Annotated in this window: 17 protein-coding genes, 1 other RNA gene and 1 riboswitch; of the genes, 13 read left to right on the forward strand and 5 right to left on the reverse strand. The window is 42.2% G+C overall.

Going from position 1 to position 20,889, the window contains the following annotated elements; all coding sequences use genetic code 11:
- Nucleotides 1–112: 112 nt before the first annotated feature.
- Complete coding sequence (locus FFF34_005500; protein ID TSD66857.1) at nt 113–1,294, forward strand: acyl-CoA dehydrogenase; 1,182 nt, start codon at nt 113–115, stop codon at nt 1,292–1,294.
- 82 nt (nt 1,295–1,376) lie between these two features.
- Complete coding sequence (locus FFF34_005505) at nt 1,377–3,515, forward strand: GHKL domain-containing protein (GenBank protein ID TSD66858.1); 2,139 nt, start codon at nt 1,377–1,379, stop codon at nt 3,513–3,515.
- On the opposite strand, the gene FFF34_005510 is transcribed toward FFF34_005505, so the two are convergent.
- Nucleotides 3,483–4,838, reverse strand: a complete 1,356-nt coding sequence (locus FFF34_005510) for a beta-glucosidase (protein TSD66859.1) — start codon at nt 4,836–4,838, stop codon at nt 3,483–3,485. The two genes, FFF34_005505 and FFF34_005510, sit on opposite strands and share 33 nt — an antisense overlap.
- A 272-nt stretch (nt 4,839–5,110) precedes the next feature.
- Here FFF34_005510 and FFF34_005515 point away from each other — a divergent pair, with 272 nt between their 5' ends.
- The 6 genes from FFF34_005515 (at nt 5,111) to rnpB (ending at nt 8,049) form a co-directional block, all read left to right on the forward strand.
- Nucleotides 5,111–5,599, forward strand: coding sequence for a hypothetical protein (locus FFF34_005515; protein TSD66860.1), 489 nt, complete (start codon nt 5,111–5,113; stop codon nt 5,597–5,599).
- 13 nt (nt 5,600–5,612) lie between these two features.
- The gene (locus FFF34_005520) at nt 5,613–6,023 is read left to right on the forward strand and encodes a hypothetical protein (protein TSD66861.1); all 411 of its coding nucleotides are present in this window, start codon (nt 5,613–5,615) and stop codon (nt 6,021–6,023) included.
- The gene (locus tag FFF34_005525; protein TSD66862.1) at nt 6,020–6,679 is read left to right on the forward strand and encodes an SCO family protein; all 660 of its coding nucleotides are present in this window, start codon (nt 6,020–6,022) and stop codon (nt 6,677–6,679) included. Before FFF34_005520 ends, FFF34_005525 begins: the two co-directional genes overlap by 4 nt.
- Nucleotides 6,676–7,095: a cytochrome c gene (locus FFF34_005530; protein TSD66863.1), complete on the forward strand. Its 420-nt coding sequence runs from the start codon at nt 6,676–6,678 to the stop codon at nt 7,093–7,095. The genes FFF34_005525 and FFF34_005530 overlap by 4 nt, the downstream gene beginning before the upstream one ends.
- Nucleotides 7,096–7,099: 4 nt before the next feature.
- Nucleotides 7,100–7,561, forward strand: a complete 462-nt coding sequence (locus FFF34_005535) for a hypothetical protein (GenBank protein TSD66864.1) — start codon at nt 7,100–7,102, stop codon at nt 7,559–7,561.
- A 101-nt stretch (nt 7,562–7,662) separates the two neighbouring features.
- Nucleotides 7,663–8,049: RNase P RNA component class A (rnpB, locus tag FFF34_005540), an RNA gene on the forward strand.
- A gap of 67 nt (nt 8,050–8,116) precedes the next feature.
- On the opposite strand, the gene FFF34_005545 is transcribed toward rnpB, so the two are convergent.
- Nucleotides 8,117–9,139 carry a hypothetical protein gene (locus tag FFF34_005545; GenBank protein ID TSD66865.1) on the reverse strand — a complete coding sequence of 341 codons (1,023 nt, stop codon included), beginning with the start codon at nt 9,137–9,139 and terminating at the stop codon, nt 8,117–8,119.
- Nucleotides 9,140–9,301: 162 nt separating this feature from the next.
- Here FFF34_005545 and FFF34_005550 point away from each other — a divergent pair, with 162 nt between their 5' ends.
- Complete coding sequence (locus FFF34_005550; GenBank protein TSD66866.1) at nt 9,302–10,678, forward strand: sigma-54-dependent Fis family transcriptional regulator; 1,377 nt, start codon at nt 9,302–9,304, stop codon at nt 10,676–10,678.
- A gap of 67 nt (nt 10,679–10,745) precedes the next feature.
- Here the strand turns inward: FFF34_005550 and FFF34_005555 are convergent, their stop codons facing one another.
- Nucleotides 10,746–11,351: a hypothetical protein gene (locus tag FFF34_005555; protein ID TSD66867.1), complete on the reverse strand. Its 606-nt coding sequence runs from the start codon at nt 11,349–11,351 to the stop codon at nt 10,746–10,748.
- Between the two features lie 116 nt (nt 11,352–11,467).
- Between FFF34_005555 and FFF34_005560 the strand changes: the two genes are divergently transcribed.
- Both FFF34_005560 and FFF34_005565 read left to right on the forward strand, forming a co-directional pair.
- A complete protein-coding gene (locus FFF34_005560; protein ID TSD66868.1) occupies nt 11,468–12,769 on the forward strand; it encodes a DEAD/DEAH box helicase in 1,302 nt (433 codons plus the stop codon).
- A gap of 225 nt (nt 12,770–12,994) precedes the next feature.
- Nucleotides 12,995–13,471: a hypothetical protein gene (locus FFF34_005565; protein TSD66869.1), complete on the forward strand. Its 477-nt coding sequence runs from the start codon at nt 12,995–12,997 to the stop codon at nt 13,469–13,471.
- 14 nt (nt 13,472–13,485) lie between these two features.
- Here the strand turns inward: FFF34_005565 and FFF34_005570 are convergent, their stop codons facing one another.
- On the reverse strand, nt 13,486–14,838 hold the full coding sequence (locus FFF34_005570) for an N-acylglucosamine 2-epimerase (protein ID TSD66870.1): 1,353 nt from the start codon (nt 14,836–14,838) through the stop codon (nt 13,486–13,488).
- A 2-nt stretch (nt 14,839–14,840) separates the two neighbouring features.
- On the reverse strand, nt 14,841–17,342 hold the full coding sequence (locus FFF34_005575; protein ID TSD66871.1) for a glycoside hydrolase: 2,502 nt from the start codon (nt 17,340–17,342) through the stop codon (nt 14,841–14,843).
- 227 nt (nt 17,343–17,569) lie between these two features.
- Here FFF34_005575 and FFF34_005580 point away from each other — a divergent pair, with 227 nt between their 5' ends.
- Both FFF34_005580 and metE read left to right on the forward strand, forming a co-directional pair.
- Nucleotides 17,570–18,094: a damage-inducible protein DinB gene (locus FFF34_005580; protein TSD66872.1), complete on the forward strand. Its 525-nt coding sequence runs from the start codon at nt 17,570–17,572 to the stop codon at nt 18,092–18,094.
- Nucleotides 18,095–18,197: 103 nt separating this feature from the next.
- A riboswitch (cobalamin riboswitch) is annotated at nt 18,198–18,400 on the forward strand.
- A gap of 154 nt (nt 18,401–18,554) precedes the next feature.
- Complete coding sequence (metE, locus tag FFF34_005585) at nt 18,555–20,858, forward strand: 5-methyltetrahydropteroyltriglutamate--homocysteine S-methyltransferase (GenBank protein ID TSD67969.1); 2,304 nt, start codon at nt 18,555–18,557, stop codon at nt 20,856–20,858.
- Nucleotides 20,859–20,889: the final 31 nt, after the last annotated feature.

A 20,889-nucleotide genomic window follows, 5' to 3' on the forward strand; every position in this document is an offset into this window, starting at 1 on the left:
GTTTAAACCTGCTTTTTGATATAAAGTGCCCTGTGGTATTCAAAAACAAGGATTTTACTGTGTTTAACTACAGGCCAAATGCTATATATTTGGCCAACCAATTGATGATTTTATGGCAAAGACCGACCTTTACGAAGCACCTGATTATTACCTTTTAGACGAACTGCTAACCGAAGAACATAAGCTGATCCGCACATCGGTACGCGATTGGGTGAAGAAGGAATTGAGCCCTATAATTGAAGACTACGCCCAAAAGGCTGAGTTTCCGAAACAACTGATTGGCGGCCTTGCCGAGATAGGTGCCTTTGGCCCTACTATACCGGTTGAATATGGCGGCGCGGGTTTAGATTACATGGCCTATGGTATCATTATGCAGGAGATAGAGCGTGGCGATTCGGGCATTCGTTCGGCGGCATCGGTGCAGGGCTCGTTGGTGATGTATCCTATCAATGCTTATGGGTCGGAAGAACAAAAAATGAAATACCTGCCTAAATTGGCTTCGGGGGAATTGATGGGTTGCTTTGGATTAACAGAACCCGACCATGGATCAAACCCGGGCGGTATGACCACCAATATTAAAGATGCAGGCGACCATTATATACTTAACGGTGCCAAAATGTGGATATCAAACGCCCCGTTTGCCGACATTGCCATTGTTTGGGCTAAAGACGAGAGCGGTAAGATACGCGGCCTGATTGCCGAACGCGGCATGGAAGGTTTTACCACTCCCGAAACACATAACAAGTGGTCGTTACGCGCATCGGCAACCGGCGAGTTGGTTTTTGATAACGTAAAGATCCCGAAGGAAAATATTTTGCCTAATGTAGCCGGTTTAAAAGGGCCGTTAGGTTGCTTAAACCAGGCCCGTTATGGTATTGCATGGGGTGCCTTAGGCGCCGCTATGGATTGCTACGACACCGCGCTGCGTTACTCAAAGGAACGCGTACAATTTGGCCGCCCTATAGCGGGTTTTCAGCTACAGCAAAAAAAACTTGCCGAAATGATAACGGAAATAACCAAAGGTCAGCTGTTGGTTTGGCGTTTGGCAACGTTAAAAAACGAGAACCGTGCAACAGCCGCCCAAATATCAATGGCAAAACGCAACAGCGTAGAGATAGCTATTAATATAGCCCGCGAAGCGCGACAGATGCTTGGAGGGATGGGTATAACCGGTGAGTACCCAATAATGAGGCACATGATGAACCTGGAATCGGTAATTACTTATGAGGGCACACACGATATTCATTTGCTGATAACCGGTATGGATGTGACCGGCGAGGACGCGTTTAAATAAAACTGAAAAAAATTATAGCTATAGGTAGTACGAATTTGCGCAATAATATTATATTTGTGCTTATCCTGTTAACTACTGAACATTGACGCTTATTAAAGATAACACCGCCAAAAGTATATTGCGGCATTGTTGGCTTTATGCTTTTTTAATTGTTTTAGCGGCGTGTCAGCAAAAAACAACAACCGATAAGGGCGACTATTCAAACGAGTTTTTACCTATTCTATCTAAAGTAGACAAATATTGGGGTTCAAAAAGCCCCGAATACAGCCTTCACTTTCTCGACTCCTCATTAAATAAGCTACCTAATGCTACCGTTAGCGATCGTTTTAGGACGTACGCCACGCATTATGTGTATTGGCAAAAATTTAAGCACGATTATAACAAAAGCATTGTATATGCCGATAGTATGCTGGCCATGGCCAATAAAAGCATCAATAAAAAGCAATATTCATCGCTTTATGCCGAGGCTAACTTTGCACGCGGCGATGCGTATTTTGAACTTAACCAGTTTACAGATGCATACCAATCGTACTACCAGGGTTACCTAACCGGTAAAAACTATGTTAATATAGCCGCACTGGCCGATTATACTTACCGCATGGGTATGATAATGTACAAAAAAGGCCATTACAAGTTAGCTGCTAAGTATTTTAAAGATAGCTTTAACCAAAACATTACCCAGGGCCTTACAACCAATAAGGATTTTGTGGGATTTTACCGCACACAGGAGCTTTTAGATAATATTGGCTTAAGCTATAGGCACAACAACGAGAATGACAGTGCCATTGTATACTTTGACAAGGCATTAAAATATATAAACGCTAATGCCTATAAATTCCCCGACCGTAAACAGCATTTAGAAATGGCCCTGGGCGTTGTTTATGGTAACAAGGCCGAAGTTTATATACAAAAAGGTAATAACCTGCCGGCCATCGAACTGCTTAAAAAGAGCATCAGTATTAACCTTAAACCGGGTTACGACAACCACGACGCGGAGTTAACCGAAGTTAAACTGGGGCAATTGTACCTTAAACAAAACGAAGGCGACTCTTTGATTACCTTACTGGGCGATTTACGCAACCAGTTAGATACGGTTAAAAACCCTGATGCCGAGGCCGATTATAACCGCTTGCTGGGTAATTACTACATTACGAAAGGCGATTTGCGCAAAGCTATAGACCATATACAGCTATACAACACACAAAAAGATTCGATAGCTAAGATATCCAGTTTGCTGATGGAAACAGATGTGAACCAGCAGCTGGCCAATTACGAGAAACAACACGAAATAGACCTGCTAAGCAACAATAACAAGCTACAGGTGATATACTTATATGTAAGTATATTCTTTGCGGTAATGTCGCTTATTATCATCTTTTTGGTGGTGCGTAACTGGCGGCGGTCAAAAAAGGATGTGCAGGTTGTGAATGTATTAAACCAGCAAATTAATGAGCAGAACAGTGTTTTGGAGGATGCCTTAACCGAAATAAAACTAAGCAGTCAGGAAAAAGACCGCATTTTACGTACAGTAGCTCACGATTTACGTAACCCTATAGGTGGCATCGCATCATTAACAACCATGATGGCTGATGACGAGTATACCGATGAGCAAAAAGAACTGATCAATCTGGTAAAGGAAACCTCGTTTAACTCGCTTGAGCTGATCAACGAAATTTTAGAGGCAACCAACATGAATTCGGTTAACCTTAACCTTGAGCAGGTTGAAATAAATTCGCTGGTAAGCAATAGTGTAGAGCTATTACGTTTTAAAGCCGCCGAAAAAGGCCAAACGATCCTGCTGGAAACGTTAGATAAGCAGCAAGAATTATACATTAGCCGCGAAAAAATATGGCGCGTGATAAGCAACCTGATAAGTAATGCCATTAAGTTTAGCCCAACCGGCGCAACTATAAATGTAAAAGTTACCCAGCAAACCAACCAGGTTGTTATAGTTGTTAAAGATCATGGTATAGGCATCCCCGAGAAACTAAGAGACCAGGTATTTAATATGTTTACCAGTGCCCAAAGGCCGGGTACCAATGGCGAAAAATCATTCGGGCTGGGCCTGTCTATCTGCAGGCAAATAATGGAGAAACACAACGGTAAAATATGGTTTGATAGCGAAATTAACCAGGGCACTACTTTTTACATTAGTTTGCCCTTATCAACAGCTAACAACCCTGCCAACCTACCGCAGCAGGTTAGCGTACCAGTGGCCTGACGCTTTTATGATGCGTTGCTGCGTTTTAAAATCCACGTATATTAAACCAAAGCGGGGGTGAAAACCCTCCGCCCATTCAAAGTTATCGGTTAAGGTCCAAACAAAGTAGCCGTCAACCCTGCACCCCTCCTGCTTAGCTTTTAATACTTGTTGTAAATGTGTTTGCAGGTAGGTTACACGTTTGGTATCATCAACTTTTCCATCAATAACTGTATCCGGGAAAGCCGCGCCATTTTCAGTTACTATCAGCTTTTTAATTTGCGGGTAGGCGTTAAACTTTTTAAGCATATGGTAAATGGCAGGCGGGTGTACCTCCCACTTCATTTCTGTTAGCTCTACATTTCTATTTTCGGCTTTTACAAGGCTGGCCCATATATATGGCGTAAAAAACGAATGCTTTACAATTTCGCGTGTATAATTTTGTATGCCTATAAAATCAAAATCAAATTTAATATCGGCCTCATCTCCGGGCTGTATAAACTTTTTAATTCCCCTTAATGCCGTAACCTCTTCTGTTGGGTAGCCAAGGCCTAAAAGCGGCTCAATAAACAAACGGTTAATAAGGGCATCAGCACGCTTTGCCGCGTTAATATGCCTTTTGCTTTGCCCGTATGGCTCAATATGCGAGCAGGAGAATGTATTGCCTATTTGTGCCTGTGGTAACAACTTGCGCAATATACGTGCGCCCGCAACTATGCTTAAAACTACGTGATGTATGGCGGGTAAAAAATTACTTAAACCGGTGCGACCGGGCGCGTGTATGCCTAAAAAATATCCTGCACCGGTAAACACAGCAGGCTCATTCATTACCATCCAGTGTTTTACACGGTCGCCAAAGCTGTTGGCGCATATGGTTACGTAATTGCTAAACCAGTCAACAATTTCGCGGTTTGTCCAGCCGCCTTTGTCTTCTAAGGCCTGCGGCAGATCCCAGTGATAAACAGTTAACCAAGGGTCTACGCCCTGCGCAAGGCAATAATCAATAACCTTGTTGTAATGATCTATACCTGCCTGGTTAATTTCCCCCGTACCCTCGGGCAAAATACGGCTCCAGGCGATAGAAAAGCGAAAGTTGGGAATATTAAGCTCCTTTACAAGGTCAATATCCCTTTGGTATTCTTTATAAAAGTCGCAGGCTGTTAATGGCGTATCGCCGTTAAGTATCTTTCCTTTTTTGGCCGAAAAGGTGTCCCATATAGATGGGCCCTTGCCATCGGCATCGCACGATCCTTCTATCTGCAGCGCGGCCGTAGATACCCCCCAGGCAAACGTATCGCCAAAAAGTTGTTTTGTTAAATGCAGACCGGAGTTAGAAGTATCCATTAAATTGAGCTAAGCCAGCCCAAAATGTACATTATAATTGTATAAATAAAGCGTTGCGTTAAAAAACTTAGTGTATAAAGCTCGAACGCATGCTTTTTAAAAATAACCACTCGCGAAAACCGCTCATTAATTTTGATAGTTTGCTCATCAGTTTCATGGTATCATTAATTTTGATGTTAATCAAATATACCTCCTCCATATAAGCTTAATGTATAATTGTTATTATATAATTATTAATACATTTTATAGTACCTGTCCATTTAATTAAGGCAATGATGCTTACTTTTGGTGCGATGAAAAACTATTTTATCCGCCTGTTTAATTACAACGAATTTGCTAACACACAAATTAACCAACTTATTGTAAAAAAGAATGATAGCGGTAAGGCGATCAAATTAATGGCACACTTGCTTGGCGCCGAACAAATATGGTTAAAGCGCTGCAAAGGCATACTTACACAAGCAGGCCCTATATGGCCGGATTGGGATGCCCATACTGTAACCAATGTAATAGCCGCTAACCATGCCGAATGGGTTGCCTACCTGAACGAATTAAACGAAGCGGACTTTGATAAAACGATCAATTATAAAAATTCGTTAGGGGTAGAATATAATATGCTGTTGTCTGATATTATTGCCCATGTTATTAACCATGGCACCCACACAAGGGCACAAGCCGGCCAGCATTTAAAACTTAATGATGACGACAAGTTGCCTGTAACCGATTATAGTTACTATGTACACCAATTAAATAACCTATAACCATCCTTAAAAAATGAAAAAAATATTTGCCGCCGCTGTATTAAGCTTTGTATTATTTAGCTGTACCGACACCAAAAAACAAGAACAGGACCTGTTAAATGAAGTGATAAAAGTTCATGACCAGGTAATGGCTAAAGACGAATTGGTTATTACCAATAAAATGCAACTGGATACGTTGTTAAAGCAAAACAAAGCCCCTGATGTAAATATGGTAGCAACCGGCCTAACTAAGCAATTAGATACTGCCGACGCGCATATGGAGAATTGGATGCATAAGTTTGATGCTGAAAATACAGGAAAATCGCACGATCAGGTGATGAAATATTTAGCCGATCAAAAAAAGCAAATTCAGGATATTGATAAAGAGTTGAACGAAGCCATAGCATCTTCGGCAAAGTTTATAAAAGAAAATAAAGCCAAATGAAAAAACTAACCGGGGCAATTGCGCTGCTACTTTTGTACAGCGCCTGTAAATTTAATAACACCGAGGCGCCTAAACTACCTATTTTTGGTAACCGCGATACCGCTACTACTATTGTAAACGGAAAACCTGTTACAGAAACGGTTTATCAAACGATACCATCATTTAAATTTGTAAACCAATATGGCGATAGTATTAGCGATAAAAGCCTGAATGGTGATATATATGTAGCCGATTTCTTTTTCACCACTTGCCCATCCATCTGCCCTATTATGCACCGTAATATGCTTACGGTTTATAACGAATATAAAAACGTAAGCGATTTTAAGATCATATCGCACACTATCGACCCTAAGCACGATAGCGTTGCCGTATTAAAGAAATACGCCGATAAACTGGGTATTAAGGGCAATAGCTGGTGGCTGCTACAGGGCAATAAAGAGCAAACCTACGAACTTGGCCAAAAAAGTTACCTGGTTGCGGTTAAGCAGGATAATGGTACTGCAGGTGGCTATGTACACCAGGGCTGGTTTGTTTTGGTTGACAAACAAAAACGTATACGCGGTTATTACGATGGCACAGACGAAAAACAAGTTGCCAAATTAATAGATGACATAAAAATACTACGCACCGAAACTAATGTTACCATGGCCCAATGAAACTAAAAGCGATAAGTGTAATTGCTTTATTGATTGGTATATTGGCAATAGCCTGCCAAAGCGACGAGCAGCTGGAGTTTAAACGCTATTACACCAGCGGCGTATTGCTTTACCAGCAAAAGTGCCAAAACTGCCACGGTACAAAAGGCGAAGGTTTATCAAACCTGATACCACCGCTTACCGATACCGCTTATCTTAAAAAGAACAAAGCACAACTAGGCTGTATGGTTAAATATGGTATTAAAGAAACCATTATTACGGTTAATGGCAAAAGTTATGAGGGCGCCATGCCTGCTACTGACCTTGCCCCTGTTGAAGTTGCACAGGTGCTTACCTATATAGGCAACTCTTTTGGCAACCATATGGGCACCATCACCTCCGAACAGGCCGATGTGTATTTGAAAGAATGTAAATAATATTATGAGCTTTTTAGATAAGGTGGTTTTGACCAAGACATTCAGTCTGGGCAAGTCGGTAGATATCGTTCAAGAAATATTACAAGCAGGTAATGACGACAAATACATCTTAAAGAAAATAGATGATCTTCAATATACTTGTCTTGCAAATAGCTCAATAGGGACGTTAATAATAAAAGGTGGCGCAGGGTTAGTAGATGGTATAAAAACTCAAGTTTCTCTTAATCCGCTTGATAGTAAGTTAACGGAAGTTACCATGAAAACGCGGATAAGAATTGAGCTCTATATGGTAATAATCATATGGTTAGTAGTAGTTTATACCGAACTATTCGGTAGTCAATATATTCCTTTTTGGATTAATTTGGTTGTTTTTCCAGTGACATTGTTATGGTTTTGGTTTGTTTATAGATTCCAGGAGTTACGACTACAAAATAAAATTGAAACATTGTTAAATGAGGTAAAGTAATAAAGATTAGTGTCACCTCAGGAGGCTCTCGCAGGGGATGCTAAGCAGGAGTTTAATTTTCTACACAGCATCATCATCTATTAACTAATCCCTATCTTTACGCCGCAAAACGTTCTATCGCTGTTCGCTTAACGTGGATGGAGGAAAGTCCGGGCAACACAGAGCATCCTGCTTCCTAACGGGAAGGCGCCCGCAGCGGGCGACAGCAAGTGCCACAGAAATGATACCGCCACTAATTTATTAGTGGTAAGGGTGAAAACGTGAGGTAAGAGCTCACGGCTTTTCCGGGCGACCGGGATCGCGGTAAACCTCAGGAGTTGAAAAACCAAATAGGTTCTGAAAGCGGAGCTGCTCGCTTCCGTGTCCCGGCTTGTCGGGGCCGTCAGAATGGGTAGGTTGATAAAGCCTGTTAGCAATAGCAGGATCAGATTAATGATAGAAGTTCCCTTACGGGAGTACAAAACCCGGCTTACAGGTTTGCAGCTGTTCAAAATCCCCTCTTTTGAGGGGGTTTTTTTTGTGAATGGTTGAATGAGTTGCGTGGTTGCTATTCCTCTATTGACGTTTGACAGGCTTACCAGGCGGCAATAACACCAAATTACCACCCTTGATGATCTTTATTTGAGAGGGATATTCTGAAGCTTTTAAAACAGTTAGATCTTTAAATTTCTCATTGTGTTTTTTAGGGTCAAGCCGTAATAAACCTTCAGTGGAGTTTATATAAATATATCCATCATATTTATTATAAATACAGCTCATAATATAGGTTGGCTTAATACGTTCCTGTATACTCTTTTTTACAGGCAGGGTCTTATCGCTATCCGTATTAAATATAACCCGGCCCTTAAAAATATCTGCTCCATCTTTATCTGTAGCTTTATCGTACTTAGCAATAAATGAATAGAAAAGACCATGTTTCGCTGCATAAACACTGCCATTGAATTCAAATGACGGGAATGCTGCAACCCATGTTTGATCTATAAATTTTTTAGTTTTTGTATCAAATGTAAATAAGTCAGCACCCCATTCGCCGTGGTCAGATACCACCCATAAGTTATCTTTGCTGTCCAAGAAAGCGGGGCTGTAATAAGCGAACCTACCCCAACCCCAGCCGTCTCTCCTTCCATTACTCCATTCAGAATGAGAAAACGTATGGTCTGGTTTAAAAATCCTCGCTGTGCTATTATCTATTATACCTTTATTAGTTATCAAGAAGCACTCATTCCGGCTGTTAAAAACAATGTTATATAAATCGCTGTCTTTATAAACCATCAACGTGACCCAACCAGTACCATTCTTTCGTTTAATTACATTTTGTTCATCTGCTATAATTAAGTTTCCAAAATGATCTTGCGAAAGGAATTTTATTTTGCTTTTTGGTTTGTAAGTGTTGACAAGCTTATCGTTGTACAAATCGAAGGTTTCAAGTGCTCCGCTATCTGTTAACGTATATACTAAGCTATTAGAAACGATAATATTATTGTAGTCCTGATAAGGATAGCGTATTTGGCCTTCACTGATAGCAGCGCCGAGTAATAGCATTGCAGTCAAAACAACCTGTTTGATATAAACTCTCATAATGTGTTAATCATCCTATCAAACTTACTAATTTATTTCGCCTTTGAGCTTTAGAACATATCCAACCATTCACTACTCATCAAAATAAAGTGTGTTATATACTATACAATTTATATATTAGCCGCTCAAACATTCTACCTAAATATTGAGTTTTAACAACACATGGCAAAAATTTTAATAATTGACGATGAGCGGTCTATCCGCAGCACCCTGCGCGAGATTTTAGAATACGAAGATTATACGGTTGAAGATATTGATAATGGTGTTGACGGCTTGGAGCTGATACGCAAAAATGACTACGACCTTGTACTGTGCGACATAAAGATGAACCGGATGGACGGCATGGAAGTGCTTACCGAAGGTTTAGCTATTAAACCCGACCTGCCTTTTATAATGATATCGGGCCACGGCACGGTAGAAACCGCTGTAGAAGCCAGTAAAAAAGGCGCGTTTGACTTTATATCAAAACCACCGGATCTTAACCGCCTGTTGATAACCGTACGCAACGCTCTTGACAGGGGAAGCCTGGTTGTTGAAGCCAAAGTATTAAAACGCAAAGTATCTAAGGTGCGCCCTATCCTGGGCGAATCGCAAGCCATATTAAGGATAAAAGAAACTATCGACCGGGTTGGCCCTACCGATGCGCGTGTACTGGTTACCGGTGCCAATGGTAGCGGTAAAGAGTTAGTGGCCCGATGGCTGCACGAAAAATCGAATCGTTCAAACGGGCCTATTATCGAGGTGAACTGCGCGGCTATTCCTTCGGAGCTGATAGAAAGCGAATTGTTCGGTCACGAAAAGGGTTCGTTTACATCGGCCATCAAACAGCGTATAGGTAAATTTGAAAGTGCCAATGGCGGCACGCTTTTCCTGGATGAGATAGGCGATATGAGCCAGTCGGCACAGGCGAAGGTGCTGCGTGCCTTGCAAGAAAACAAAATTACCCGTGTAGGCGGCGAAAAAGAGATAGATGTTGATGTACGTGTAGTAGCGGCAACCAACAAAGACCTTTTAAAAGAAATAGAGGCTGGTAATTTTAGGATGGACTTGTACCACCGCTTAAGTGTGATATTAATTCATGTACCGCCACTTACCGAGCGCCGGGATGATATTGCGCTGCTTACCCAAAGCTTTTTAGAGGAGATATGCAACGAATATGGCATGCCGGCTAAAAAGATATCAGACGCGGCCTTAGATGCCTTAAAAGCCTTGCCTTGGACGGGTAACATACGCGAGTTGCGCAACATGGTAGAGCGTTTGATCATTTTAAGTGATAAAACCATTACCGATGGCGATGTTAGGGCGTTTGCCAATCCATCGGCTACGGTTGCTGCACCGGTAGCTGCCGCTGCCCCGCAAACTGATTTTGACCAGTTTACTAATTTTCAGGAGTATAAAGATTACGCGGAACGCGAATACATCAAATTCAAGCTGGAAAAAAACAACTGGAACGTATCAAAAACTGCCGACGATATCGATATACAGCGCAGTCACTTATACAGTAAGATAGAAAAGTTCGGATTGAAAAGAGGCGAATAATTTATTGAATAACGCTCTGATCAGTAATCAAATAAACCGCTGATTTTAATAGTCAGCGGTTTATTAGTTAAATAATAATCCAACCTTCTTTATGGAAAGTCAAGGTTGAGCCAGCTATAAACGCCGATATATCAGTTTTAACTGTTGCATTAATGTTTGTTAATTCAATAAAACAAACGGTGGGATTTAATCTTCCTTTTCTAAACAGCCAAAATCTAAATCTCCTTTGTTGTGGTGTTTTATTTAATTGTTTCAACTCTTCAAAACTTGATATATTAAGAGTATCTTGGTTTATATAATTATAAAGGGCTCGTTTTTCCATTGTCAGCGAATCTAATTCGGTTTTCAATTTTAAAATAACCTTTCCGGTAATTATTTCCGGGTAAAATAATCCTTTTTCAAAAATGGTCTTTGATGCATAGTCAAGATTATTCAAAATTAGTACTTGGTTATTGTATCGGTAAACATCAATGTTCGTTACAATAATTTCACCATTGAATTTTCTGAAAGATTGTTCTTTGTAGTTTCTTGCAAAGAACAATTCTGTCAAGTAATCTTCTTGTTCACCTTGATTTTTAAATTCCTTTTGATCTTTATTTGTCGATGTGGATTTTTTTTGAGCATTTAATAATAACGGAAATATTATCAATAGCAGAAAAACAGAGAGTTTCATACTTGGCTGTTTAATATTGCATATGATGCAAATTGGTTATCTATTCCACATATTAAAGTATAAATAATTTAACACTGTAGCAATACCTTATCTTTGCCGCTTCTCCATCCCATAATATGATACAGCAAGCACTTCAAAATTTAAAGATAAGTACCTTAAACCCTATGCAGGAGGCTGCTATCAGCGCCGCTGCCAAGGCCGATGTAATTTTACTATCGCCTACAGGCTCGGGTAAAACACTGGGCTTTTTATTGCCGCTGCTGGGTTTGCTTGATGCAAAAATATCCACCGTTCAGGTTATGATACTGGTGCCATCCCGTGAGCTGGCTTTGCAGATAGAGCAGGTTTTTAGGGCAATGGGCAGCGGTTTTAAGGTAAATTGCTGTTATGGTGGCCACCCGCTTAAAATAGAAATGAATAACCTGTCGCAACCGCCGGCTGTTTTGGTAGGCACACCGGGCCGTATTGCGCATCACCTGCGCCGCGATACTTTTGATACCTCAACCGTGGCTACGCTAATATTAGATGAGTTTGATAAGGCGCTGGAGTTTGGTTTCCAGGAAGACATGGCTTACATCATCAGGTGTTTGCCAAATATTAATAAGCGTATGCTTACCTCGGCCACGCAGATGGATGAGATACCATCGTTTACAAAAATAAACCGACCGGTAAAGCTAGATTATTTAACCAATGCCGCATCAGCACCCGACCTGAAGCAAAAAGTGGTGATTTGCGAGCCTGCCGACCGATTAGATGCCCTTTTTGCCCTGATATGTAAAATAAGCGATAAGCCAACACTTATATTTTGTAATCACCGCGAAGCCGTTGACCGTATCAGCGACCTGCTTTGGGAAAAGGGTTTGTTTCATGATGTATTTCATGGTGGTATGGAGCAGGACGACCGCGAACGGGCATTAATTAAATTCAGGAATGGCAGTCACCGCATATTAATCACCACCGATCTGGCCTCGCGCGGGTTAGATATCCCCGAAATTGAGCATGTGGTACATTACCAGCTGCCACATAACCTGGAAGCATTTACGCACCGCAATGGCCGCACCGCCCGTATGCACGCAAAAGGTACCTCCTACCTGCTATTGGCATCCGGCGAAAAACCAGCTTACTTAACCGAACTGCCAGAAATAGAGGAGTTGCCCGAAAAGGCTATTATCCCGCAACCATCGCCATGGGCAACCTTGTACATAGCAGCAGGCAAAAAAGACAAGATAAACAAGGTAGATATTGTAGGCCTGTTACTTAAAAAAGGCGAATTAGCTAAAGAAGACCTTGGATTGATAGAGGTATTAGACTACTCGTCGTACGCTGCAGTTAAGCGCAAACAAATAGAGCGCACAGTGGAACTGGTTAAAAACGAAAAGATAAAAGGCCGGAAGATAAAGATTGATATATCGAGATAGGTAAATTTTACTTGTTAGTACACTGCTTTTGCCTAAATTTGATAAAGGGTAAATCGTGATGAAAAAAAAGAACCAAAGTTTTGACGAGGCAGAACTTGAGCTATTAAAAGATGGCTTAAAAAGAACTTATAAAGAACGTTTTGAAATGGCTACCCGCTTGTACAAAATACAGCAAACTATGAATAAAGCTACCATTACCCATAAACCTTATCTAAGTAAATAACGGTGGACGTTTTTGATGAGGAAATATTAAGTTTCTGGAAAGCACTTCAAGACCATAACGTGGCATATATTATGGTTGGCGGTTATGCTATTAATTTACATGGCTATCAGCGTTTTACCGGCGATTTAGATATTTGGCTTAAAGACACGTTAGAGAACAGAATACAACTACGTAAAGCTTTTTTAAGTTGTGATATGGGTGATTACCCGATGATAGAATACATGCAATTTATACCCGGCTGGACCGAATTTAGCTTAAATAACGGCCTGCGTTTAGATATTTTAAGCGAAATGAAAGGCTTAGAAGGATATACATTTGACGAATGCCTGCAAATGGCATCAGTTGCAGATATTGAAAATGTAAGTGTCCCCTTTCTGCATATTAATCAGCTTATCGAAAATAAAAAGATAGTCAACAGGCCTAAAGATCAAATCGATGTTGTCGCGCTAGAGCAAATTCGTAAACTAAGACAAGAATAAAACCCTATTTTCTTTCACTCATCCGTTTTTAACTGCTTTACGCAATTCATCAATGCCCTAAAGTTATGGTAAGTCCCCTTCCATATTTGACCTTTTAAAGCCATTTTATATTGGGGTTGTTTATCAATACCGCCCTGGTACCAATCGCCGTGCTCCTGGTCTATCAGGTAAGTTTGTGTATATTGCCAAAGTGTTTTAAAATGGTCATAATACCGGTGCTTATCGTTGGGGAATTTGTTGGCCATCAGCAGTAGCGCGTTTAAACCCTCGGCTTGCGCCCACCAGTTTTTGGTATCTTCAGTAATTGTGATGCCGGGTCTGCCTTTAAAATAATAACCCTCATCATAAAAGCCGCCTACCTTATTATCCCATCCACTTTCTAAGGCATCATCAACCATTTTTTTGCCAACGCGCAAGGTAACCTTATCGTTTTTCATACCTAAGGCATGCGACGCCTCCAGCATCAGGTAAGCAGTTTCTACATTATGCCCAAATGATACATGATCTAGGTTGTGGTGTTTTTTTATACTTGCTTCTGTCGAATCCCGGTATGATACAGGCGTCCAGTCGGGTTTAAAAAACAGGATAAGGTTACCTTTATCATTTGTTATCTTATCGCGTACCAGCAATAACAATTCATTCAGGCGTACTTTAACCAAACTATCCGGCCAAACGGTATACAATTCGGTAAGCGATTCTAATAAGTGAATGGACGAGTTTTGATCTTTATACCCTGTTTCAGCGGTTGAAGGTACCGTGGCATCCCTTAGTATTGGTGTGCCGTCCATCTGCATGTGCTGATAGTAGCCTTTATAAACAGGGTCGTGGCTATGTTTCTCCAGCCACCAAAAGGTACGTTTAGCCATATTTAAAGCACTGGTATCGCCCGATGCATGGTAATACCCCGCAAGCGCATACAAAGCAAATGAATTACCATATGCCTCCTTTGGCGCAAAATTTCCCTTTTTTGGGTGCCCCTGCCTGGTGGTAAAGGTATAAAAGCCACCGTATTGTTTATCCCATAGCACGTTCTTTAAAAACTCAAAGCCCTGTTTAGCACCAGCTTTATAGTAGCCAACAGCAGGGAAAAGCTCCGCAGCTTTGCTGTTGCTCCAAACGTGCCTTGCCTGGGTAACAATCATTTTATCCTGGTTGCCTGCCGGCTTAAAATCGTACGAGAACGAGCTTAAAAACCCACCATATACCGTATCAACAGCTAAGGGGTACCATTGCTTTAACAGCTTGTTTACCATTGATTCCTGCATTTCTGCGGCTATTTTTAGCCTTTCGCTATTACCTTGCGCAAACGAAAAAAAAGGCAGGACAAGTAAAGCCGTAAAGGATATGATGGCGAACGTTCTTCTCATACTTAATGCTTGCTTTTGTTTAGTACATGGTCGGCAGCTAATACCAAAAACAGGTAATCTGATGTACCACCACCTAAAACATATTCTCCCTGCTGCCAAAGGTATGGCCAGTTTAATAGTTCGGGGAAGTCGGGCCTTATTAAAGCCGTACCTGATGTAATACCACCGGGGATGTACGAACGGTCGGCACGGTTAAAGCCATAAGCCGTAGTCATTGAGCGCGCACCCACCCCCGATACAAATGAAGCGGTGTTTGAGCCCGGGTGGCAACCCAATATAAAATCAATAGCATGCAGCATATAGGTATCCTTAAATATCGATGGGAAATTGGCGTATAAAAAGTATTGTTTGTAGCCAAAATTTTGTATACCCCAACCGGCTCCCCATATATTAGGTTCGTATGGTACGCCATAAGGTGTTTTGGTACCCTGCTGCTCTATTTTTGTAAAAAGTTTTTGTACGGCTTGCGTTATGGCATCCTGGTAAGCTTTATCCTTAATTAGGCCAATGGTACGGCCAACCAGCCAGCCGGTATTATCAATGTTGCGGGTAATGCCATCCGTGTTTTTTATCAGGAAATCGGCGTAGATTTTATCGCCGGTGGTTACCAGTAATTCTACTGCCAGTGCTACCCTGCCGCCTACACTTTGGTCGGGTGTTTTGTCCCATACTTCTTTGGCTATTTGCAGGCATTGTGTGGCAAGGGTGTCGTTATATCCTTTCATTACACGGCTGGCCGCTGCTAAAGCAGCGGCAGTTTGCAGGGAACGCCTTGGGTTGTTCTCGGTAAATACCCAGCGGTCGTCTGCCGGCGCCGGGGTGTTTAATATAGGGTCGATATTTTTGGCATTGGTTACAAATGGCTTGTTATCGGTAATGTTAGCCGCATCGCCTAACACGGTGTATTGCCTTAAGGTAGGCTCAATAACTCCCCTGTAAAAACGGCCCATTGCCTGGTATCCGCCGGTAATGGATAGCAAACCATGCTCTATCTGCTGTAAAATATCAGGTTTGCCATCCGGCTGCTGAATCTCTACCACATGATTTTTTTGGTCGATGGTGGTGTTATCATACTTTACATCAAATGCCTCGTAGGCCAGTGTTAAGCCATGTACCGTTTCGGCTTGCGACTCCACCCTAAGGTCAAAATCACCGGCATCATGCCACGCACCACGGTTTAGCAGCGGCACATTATCACCGGGCTTGTATTGCGTAAGCGTGCTGTGTCCTTGTATATAACCATCAAAATGGTTCGAGTCTATTGGTGCCATGCGGGCATCGTCCATATGGCACAGGCCATGCCATACCCTATATTTTTCGTTTACACGCATGTGGCACATCTGCGCCGGAAGGAAATAAGCCAGCGTAGGCTGCCACACATCGTTTTTAAACACATCCTTATTTATCTGAAAGGGCTCGGTTTGGTAGTTACCATAACGCACCACATACATGCCGGGGGCTGTTATTTTTGTAAAGTCCAGTTGCAGGTAATGGTATCTTAAAAAGTTACCCCATTCGGCAGGTATAGCCTTTAATGCGGTTACAAAGCCGCCATTTTCATCAATGCGTAATAACGATGCAGGCAGCCGTTTTTTATCGTTCTTGTCCAGTTCGATAACGGCAATTTTTTGCTGCGCCGGGTGATAGCCCACCTGCGATACCTGCACCACCGGCGATGATAGCCAGCCTTCAACCGCGTTTGGTGTAACCAGCCACTCTATGGCGTTTTTGGTGGCACCTTTAGCTATTAACGATCGTACTACAAACCAACCGTTATTGTGCTTTGCACGCCCGTCTAACAGCTCCAAATTACCCGGCGATACGTTTTCAATGGTCATGCGTTGCAGGGCCACTTCGGGGGCTATGGTTAGTTTTTTGCCTGCAGCAATGGGTTTAACTTGTGTTTCCCCTTCTTTATCTTTATAAACATCCTCGCTGGATTGCTGCATGAATATGCCAAACTGCTTATCCATGTAGTACGATTTGCCAAACAATATCCCCGGATAAAGCTCGAAGTTAAAACCAACCTTCCCTATCCACTCATCCGGCAGGGGTTTATCTAAATCCACAATGATTTTAAACGATTTGCCGGCCGGCAACACTCTGATGTTATAAGCGAAATTCAGATCAGGGTAAATTATCGGGTTAAAGCCCTTGCGGTTGATCTCCTGGTTCGGGAATTCCATACGCACGCTTACCTCGCCGGTTGCCTTGTTAACTACGCGTTTGCCCACCTTGGGTATAGGCGCCCATTGCCCGGGTGTGGGCTCTAACCTAATATCGCCATTGGTGGCAACACGCTGCCCGTTTTGAATAACCCCAACCCCGCCCTGGTGACCTTCGGGATAAAAATCGTGCGCAAGCATAACGTTTACTCCTTTATATTCAAGGTACTCCTGGTTGTTTAATACCATTTTGCCTGCGTTACCGGCAGTTTGTGCAAATGAACCATGCCACAAAAAGCAGCATATACAAAGGGCGGTTAAAGTAAATTTAAGTTTCATATAACGGTAAGGGTTTAAAAATTGGCAGCCTGAACGGCATAAGTTTAACGGCCTAAATTACATTTTTAATAGGCCCGGCGGCTAATAGAATTTTATCATTTTAACATATATTTTAATTAATGAGTTATAATAGTATCAGTTGTGTTATTTAGTATTTAAATAAATATAATTCACCAAACCACAGGTATATATGTATCTTAGTTTATTAAAATAAACCTAAAAATCTCATGAAAAAGTTATTACTATTTACTGCCCTGGCGGTTTTTGCCTGCAGTACCGTTTTTGCACAAATAACAAAAGATCAAACCGTTGCGGAGTGGACACGCGCCAAAGCCTACACCAAAGCTTACCTTGATGCCATGCCTGCTGACGGCTTTACTTTTAAGGCAACACCCGAAGTGCGCACATTTGCCGGACAAATGTTACACCTTGCGGACGCTAATTACTTTTTTGTAGGCTCGGCAAGCGGTAAAGCAAGCCCCATTGGCCAAACATCGGTAGAGAAAACTGTGGCACAAACTAAAGAAGCCACTACAAAGGCTGTATTAGATAGCTACGATTATGCCATTGCCGCCATACAAGGTATGACAGACGCGCAAATGCAGGAAATAACCACCTTTGGCAAGGACATGAAAGTTGCCAAAGGCTTAATATTAGCCAAAGGTTTCGAGCACCAAACACATCACCGCGGGCAGGCTACCATTTACCTGCGCTTAAAAGGTGTTACCCCGCCGCCCGAAATGCTGTTTTAATACTTACCACTATTTAACAATAGCCAAAATAGCCGCAAAACTTTGCGGCTATTTTGTTTTAATGGCTTTTACATATAAAAAACCTACATTTACAGCAGTTCTTTACTTTATTTCGCAGTGAGGTTTTTGGGATTATATCCCGGAATTAAAAAGGAACCGTGTGTAAATCACGGGCTGTCGCGCAACTGTAAGTAACACAAAGGTTATTGCCTTCACCCAATATGTCCATTGTCTTTTTTATAAGAGATGAGAAGGACGGCAATAATGTTACAAGCCAGGATACTTGCCCCATTGTTTAAGACAATGCTTTCGCGTTTTGAAGCAGTAGTCAGAGGAAAAGGATATGCGTAGCCCATGCTATTGTATATGCTTGGCCTTTTATTACCCATTCCCGAAAGCATACCGAAAACCGTAAGGAGCATTAATTTAATTAATGTTTTACCAAACAAGTTTTATGCGTATGCTCAAAAACAATCTCGGGTACCCTCGTGTTGGTACCCACCGTCAACTCAAAAAAGCCTGTGAACAGTACTGGGCAGGCAAAATTAACAGCGACGAATTATTTACAGTCGCACGTACTATTCGTAAACAAAACTGGCAAACCCAAATTGATGCCGGTGTCGACCTTATTCCCTGTAACGATTTTAGCTTTTACGACCATGTGTTAGATGCCTCGCTGATGCTTGGGGCTATACCACCACGGTTTACACCGGTATTGGCTAAAAACAAAGGCAATACCGAGACCGACCTGTACTTTGCCATGGCAAGGGGTTACCAAAAAGATGGGCTGGACATAACCGCTATGGAAATGACCAAGTGGTTTGATACCAACTACCATTACATTGTACCCGAGTTTACCAAAGATCAAACTTTCAGGTTGTTTTCTGATAAGGTGTTTGAGGAATTTAACTTTGCTAAGCAGGTAACAGGTGTTACCCCTAAACCGGTATTAATTGGCCCGTTGAGCTACCTTTTGCTGGGTAAAGAAAAAGAAGCCGGCTTTAATAAGATTGACCTTATTAAAAAGCTTGTACCGGTATACGTGGAGGTATTAAAACGCCTTAAAAGCCTTGGCGCCGAATGGGTGCAGTTAGATGAGCCTTTTTTGGTGTTAGACCTATCTGTTAAAGAAAAAGAGGCCTTCACCTACGCCTATGCCGAGATCAGAAAACAATGCCCCGACCTGAAAATATTGCTGGCTACCTATTTTGAAAGCCTGCATCAAAATACGGGCTTAGCGGTAAACCTACCGGTAAACGCACTGCACATTGACCTGGTAAGGGCGCCAAAACAACTGGATGAAGTGTTAAAGCTTATCCCGGATAAACTGATGCTTTCTTTAGGGGTGGTTGATGGCCGCAACATTTGGAAAAATGATTACATGCGCGCTACAGCGCATATAAAAAAGGCCATAGCGGTTATTGGCATTGATAGGGTAATGATAGCGCCCTCTTCATCGCTATTGCACACCCCTTTTGACCTTGACCTGGAAACAACCATCAACCCGGAGATAAAAAATTGGATGGCTTTTGCTAAACAAAAGTTAAATGAACTGAACGATCTTGATCAGATCATCAACGGCAATAATGCCTTAATGCAGGCCAATCTGCAGGCCGTATCCAGCCGTAACTTGTCTAAACTGATACATAAGCAGGCCATTAAACAGCGCGTCGCTGCTATTACTGATGCAGACGCCAGTCGTATAAGCGAGTTTAACATCAGGCAAAAAGTGCAGCAGCAAAAATTTAAGCTGCCGCTCTTCCCTACTACTACTATTGGCTCGTTCCCGCAAACGGATGATATACGCCAGCTGAGGGCCAAATTAAAAAAGAACGAAATTAGCGGGGATGATTACGATAAAGCAATAGAAAAAGCCACGATAGCTGCCATTAGCTGGCAGGAAGATATTGGGCTGGATGTATTGGTGCACGGCGAGTTTGAACGTAACGATATGGTGGAGTATTTTGGCGAACGGCTGGACGGCTTTTTGTTTACCAAAAACGGTTGGGTGCAAAGCTATGGAAGCCGTTGTGTTAAGCCACCTGTTATTTATGGTGATATTTGCCGCCCCGAGGATATGACCGTTAGGTGGAGTGCCTTTGCGCAGGCAAATACCAAAAAAATGATGAAGGGTATGTTAACCGGGCCGGTAACCATTTTGCAATGGTCATTCGTGCGCGATGATCAGCCACGGTCAGAAACCACCAACCAGATAGCCTTAGCCATTCGGGATGAAGTGGTAGCCTTAGAAAAAGCAGGCATACAAATGATACAGATAGATGAACCCGCCATACGCGAGGGCCTGCCCCTGCGCAAGGCAGACTGGGCTGCCTACTTGGATTGGGCCGTAAAGGCCTTCCGTATATCGGCAAGCGGCGTGCAGGATGTAACGCAAATACACACCCACATGTGCTACAGCGAGTTTAATGATATAATTAAACATATAGCCGATATGGATGCCGATGTGATCACGATAGAAACGTCCCGATCGCAAATGGAGCTGCTAGAGGCTTTTGCCGATTTTAAATATCCGGCCGAAATAGGCCCTGGTGTTTATGATATACACTCGCCACGCGTGCCTACTGTAACAGAGATGGTAGATCTGTTAAAAAAAGCAGCCGATAAACTGCCCGTAACCAATATATGGGTAAACCCCGACTGCGGTTTAAAAACACGCAAATGGGCCGAAACCGAAACCGCGCTTGCCAACATGGTACAGGCAGCTAAACAGGCACGGTTAATTTATACCGAACAACTTATATAATAACAAACCTTAGCCGTGCAGGTAAACTGCA

The sequence above is a fragment of the Inquilinus sp. KBS0705 genome (assembly GCA_005938025.2).
Taxonomy (GTDB): domain Bacteria; phylum Bacteroidota; class Bacteroidia; order Sphingobacteriales; family Sphingobacteriaceae; genus Mucilaginibacter.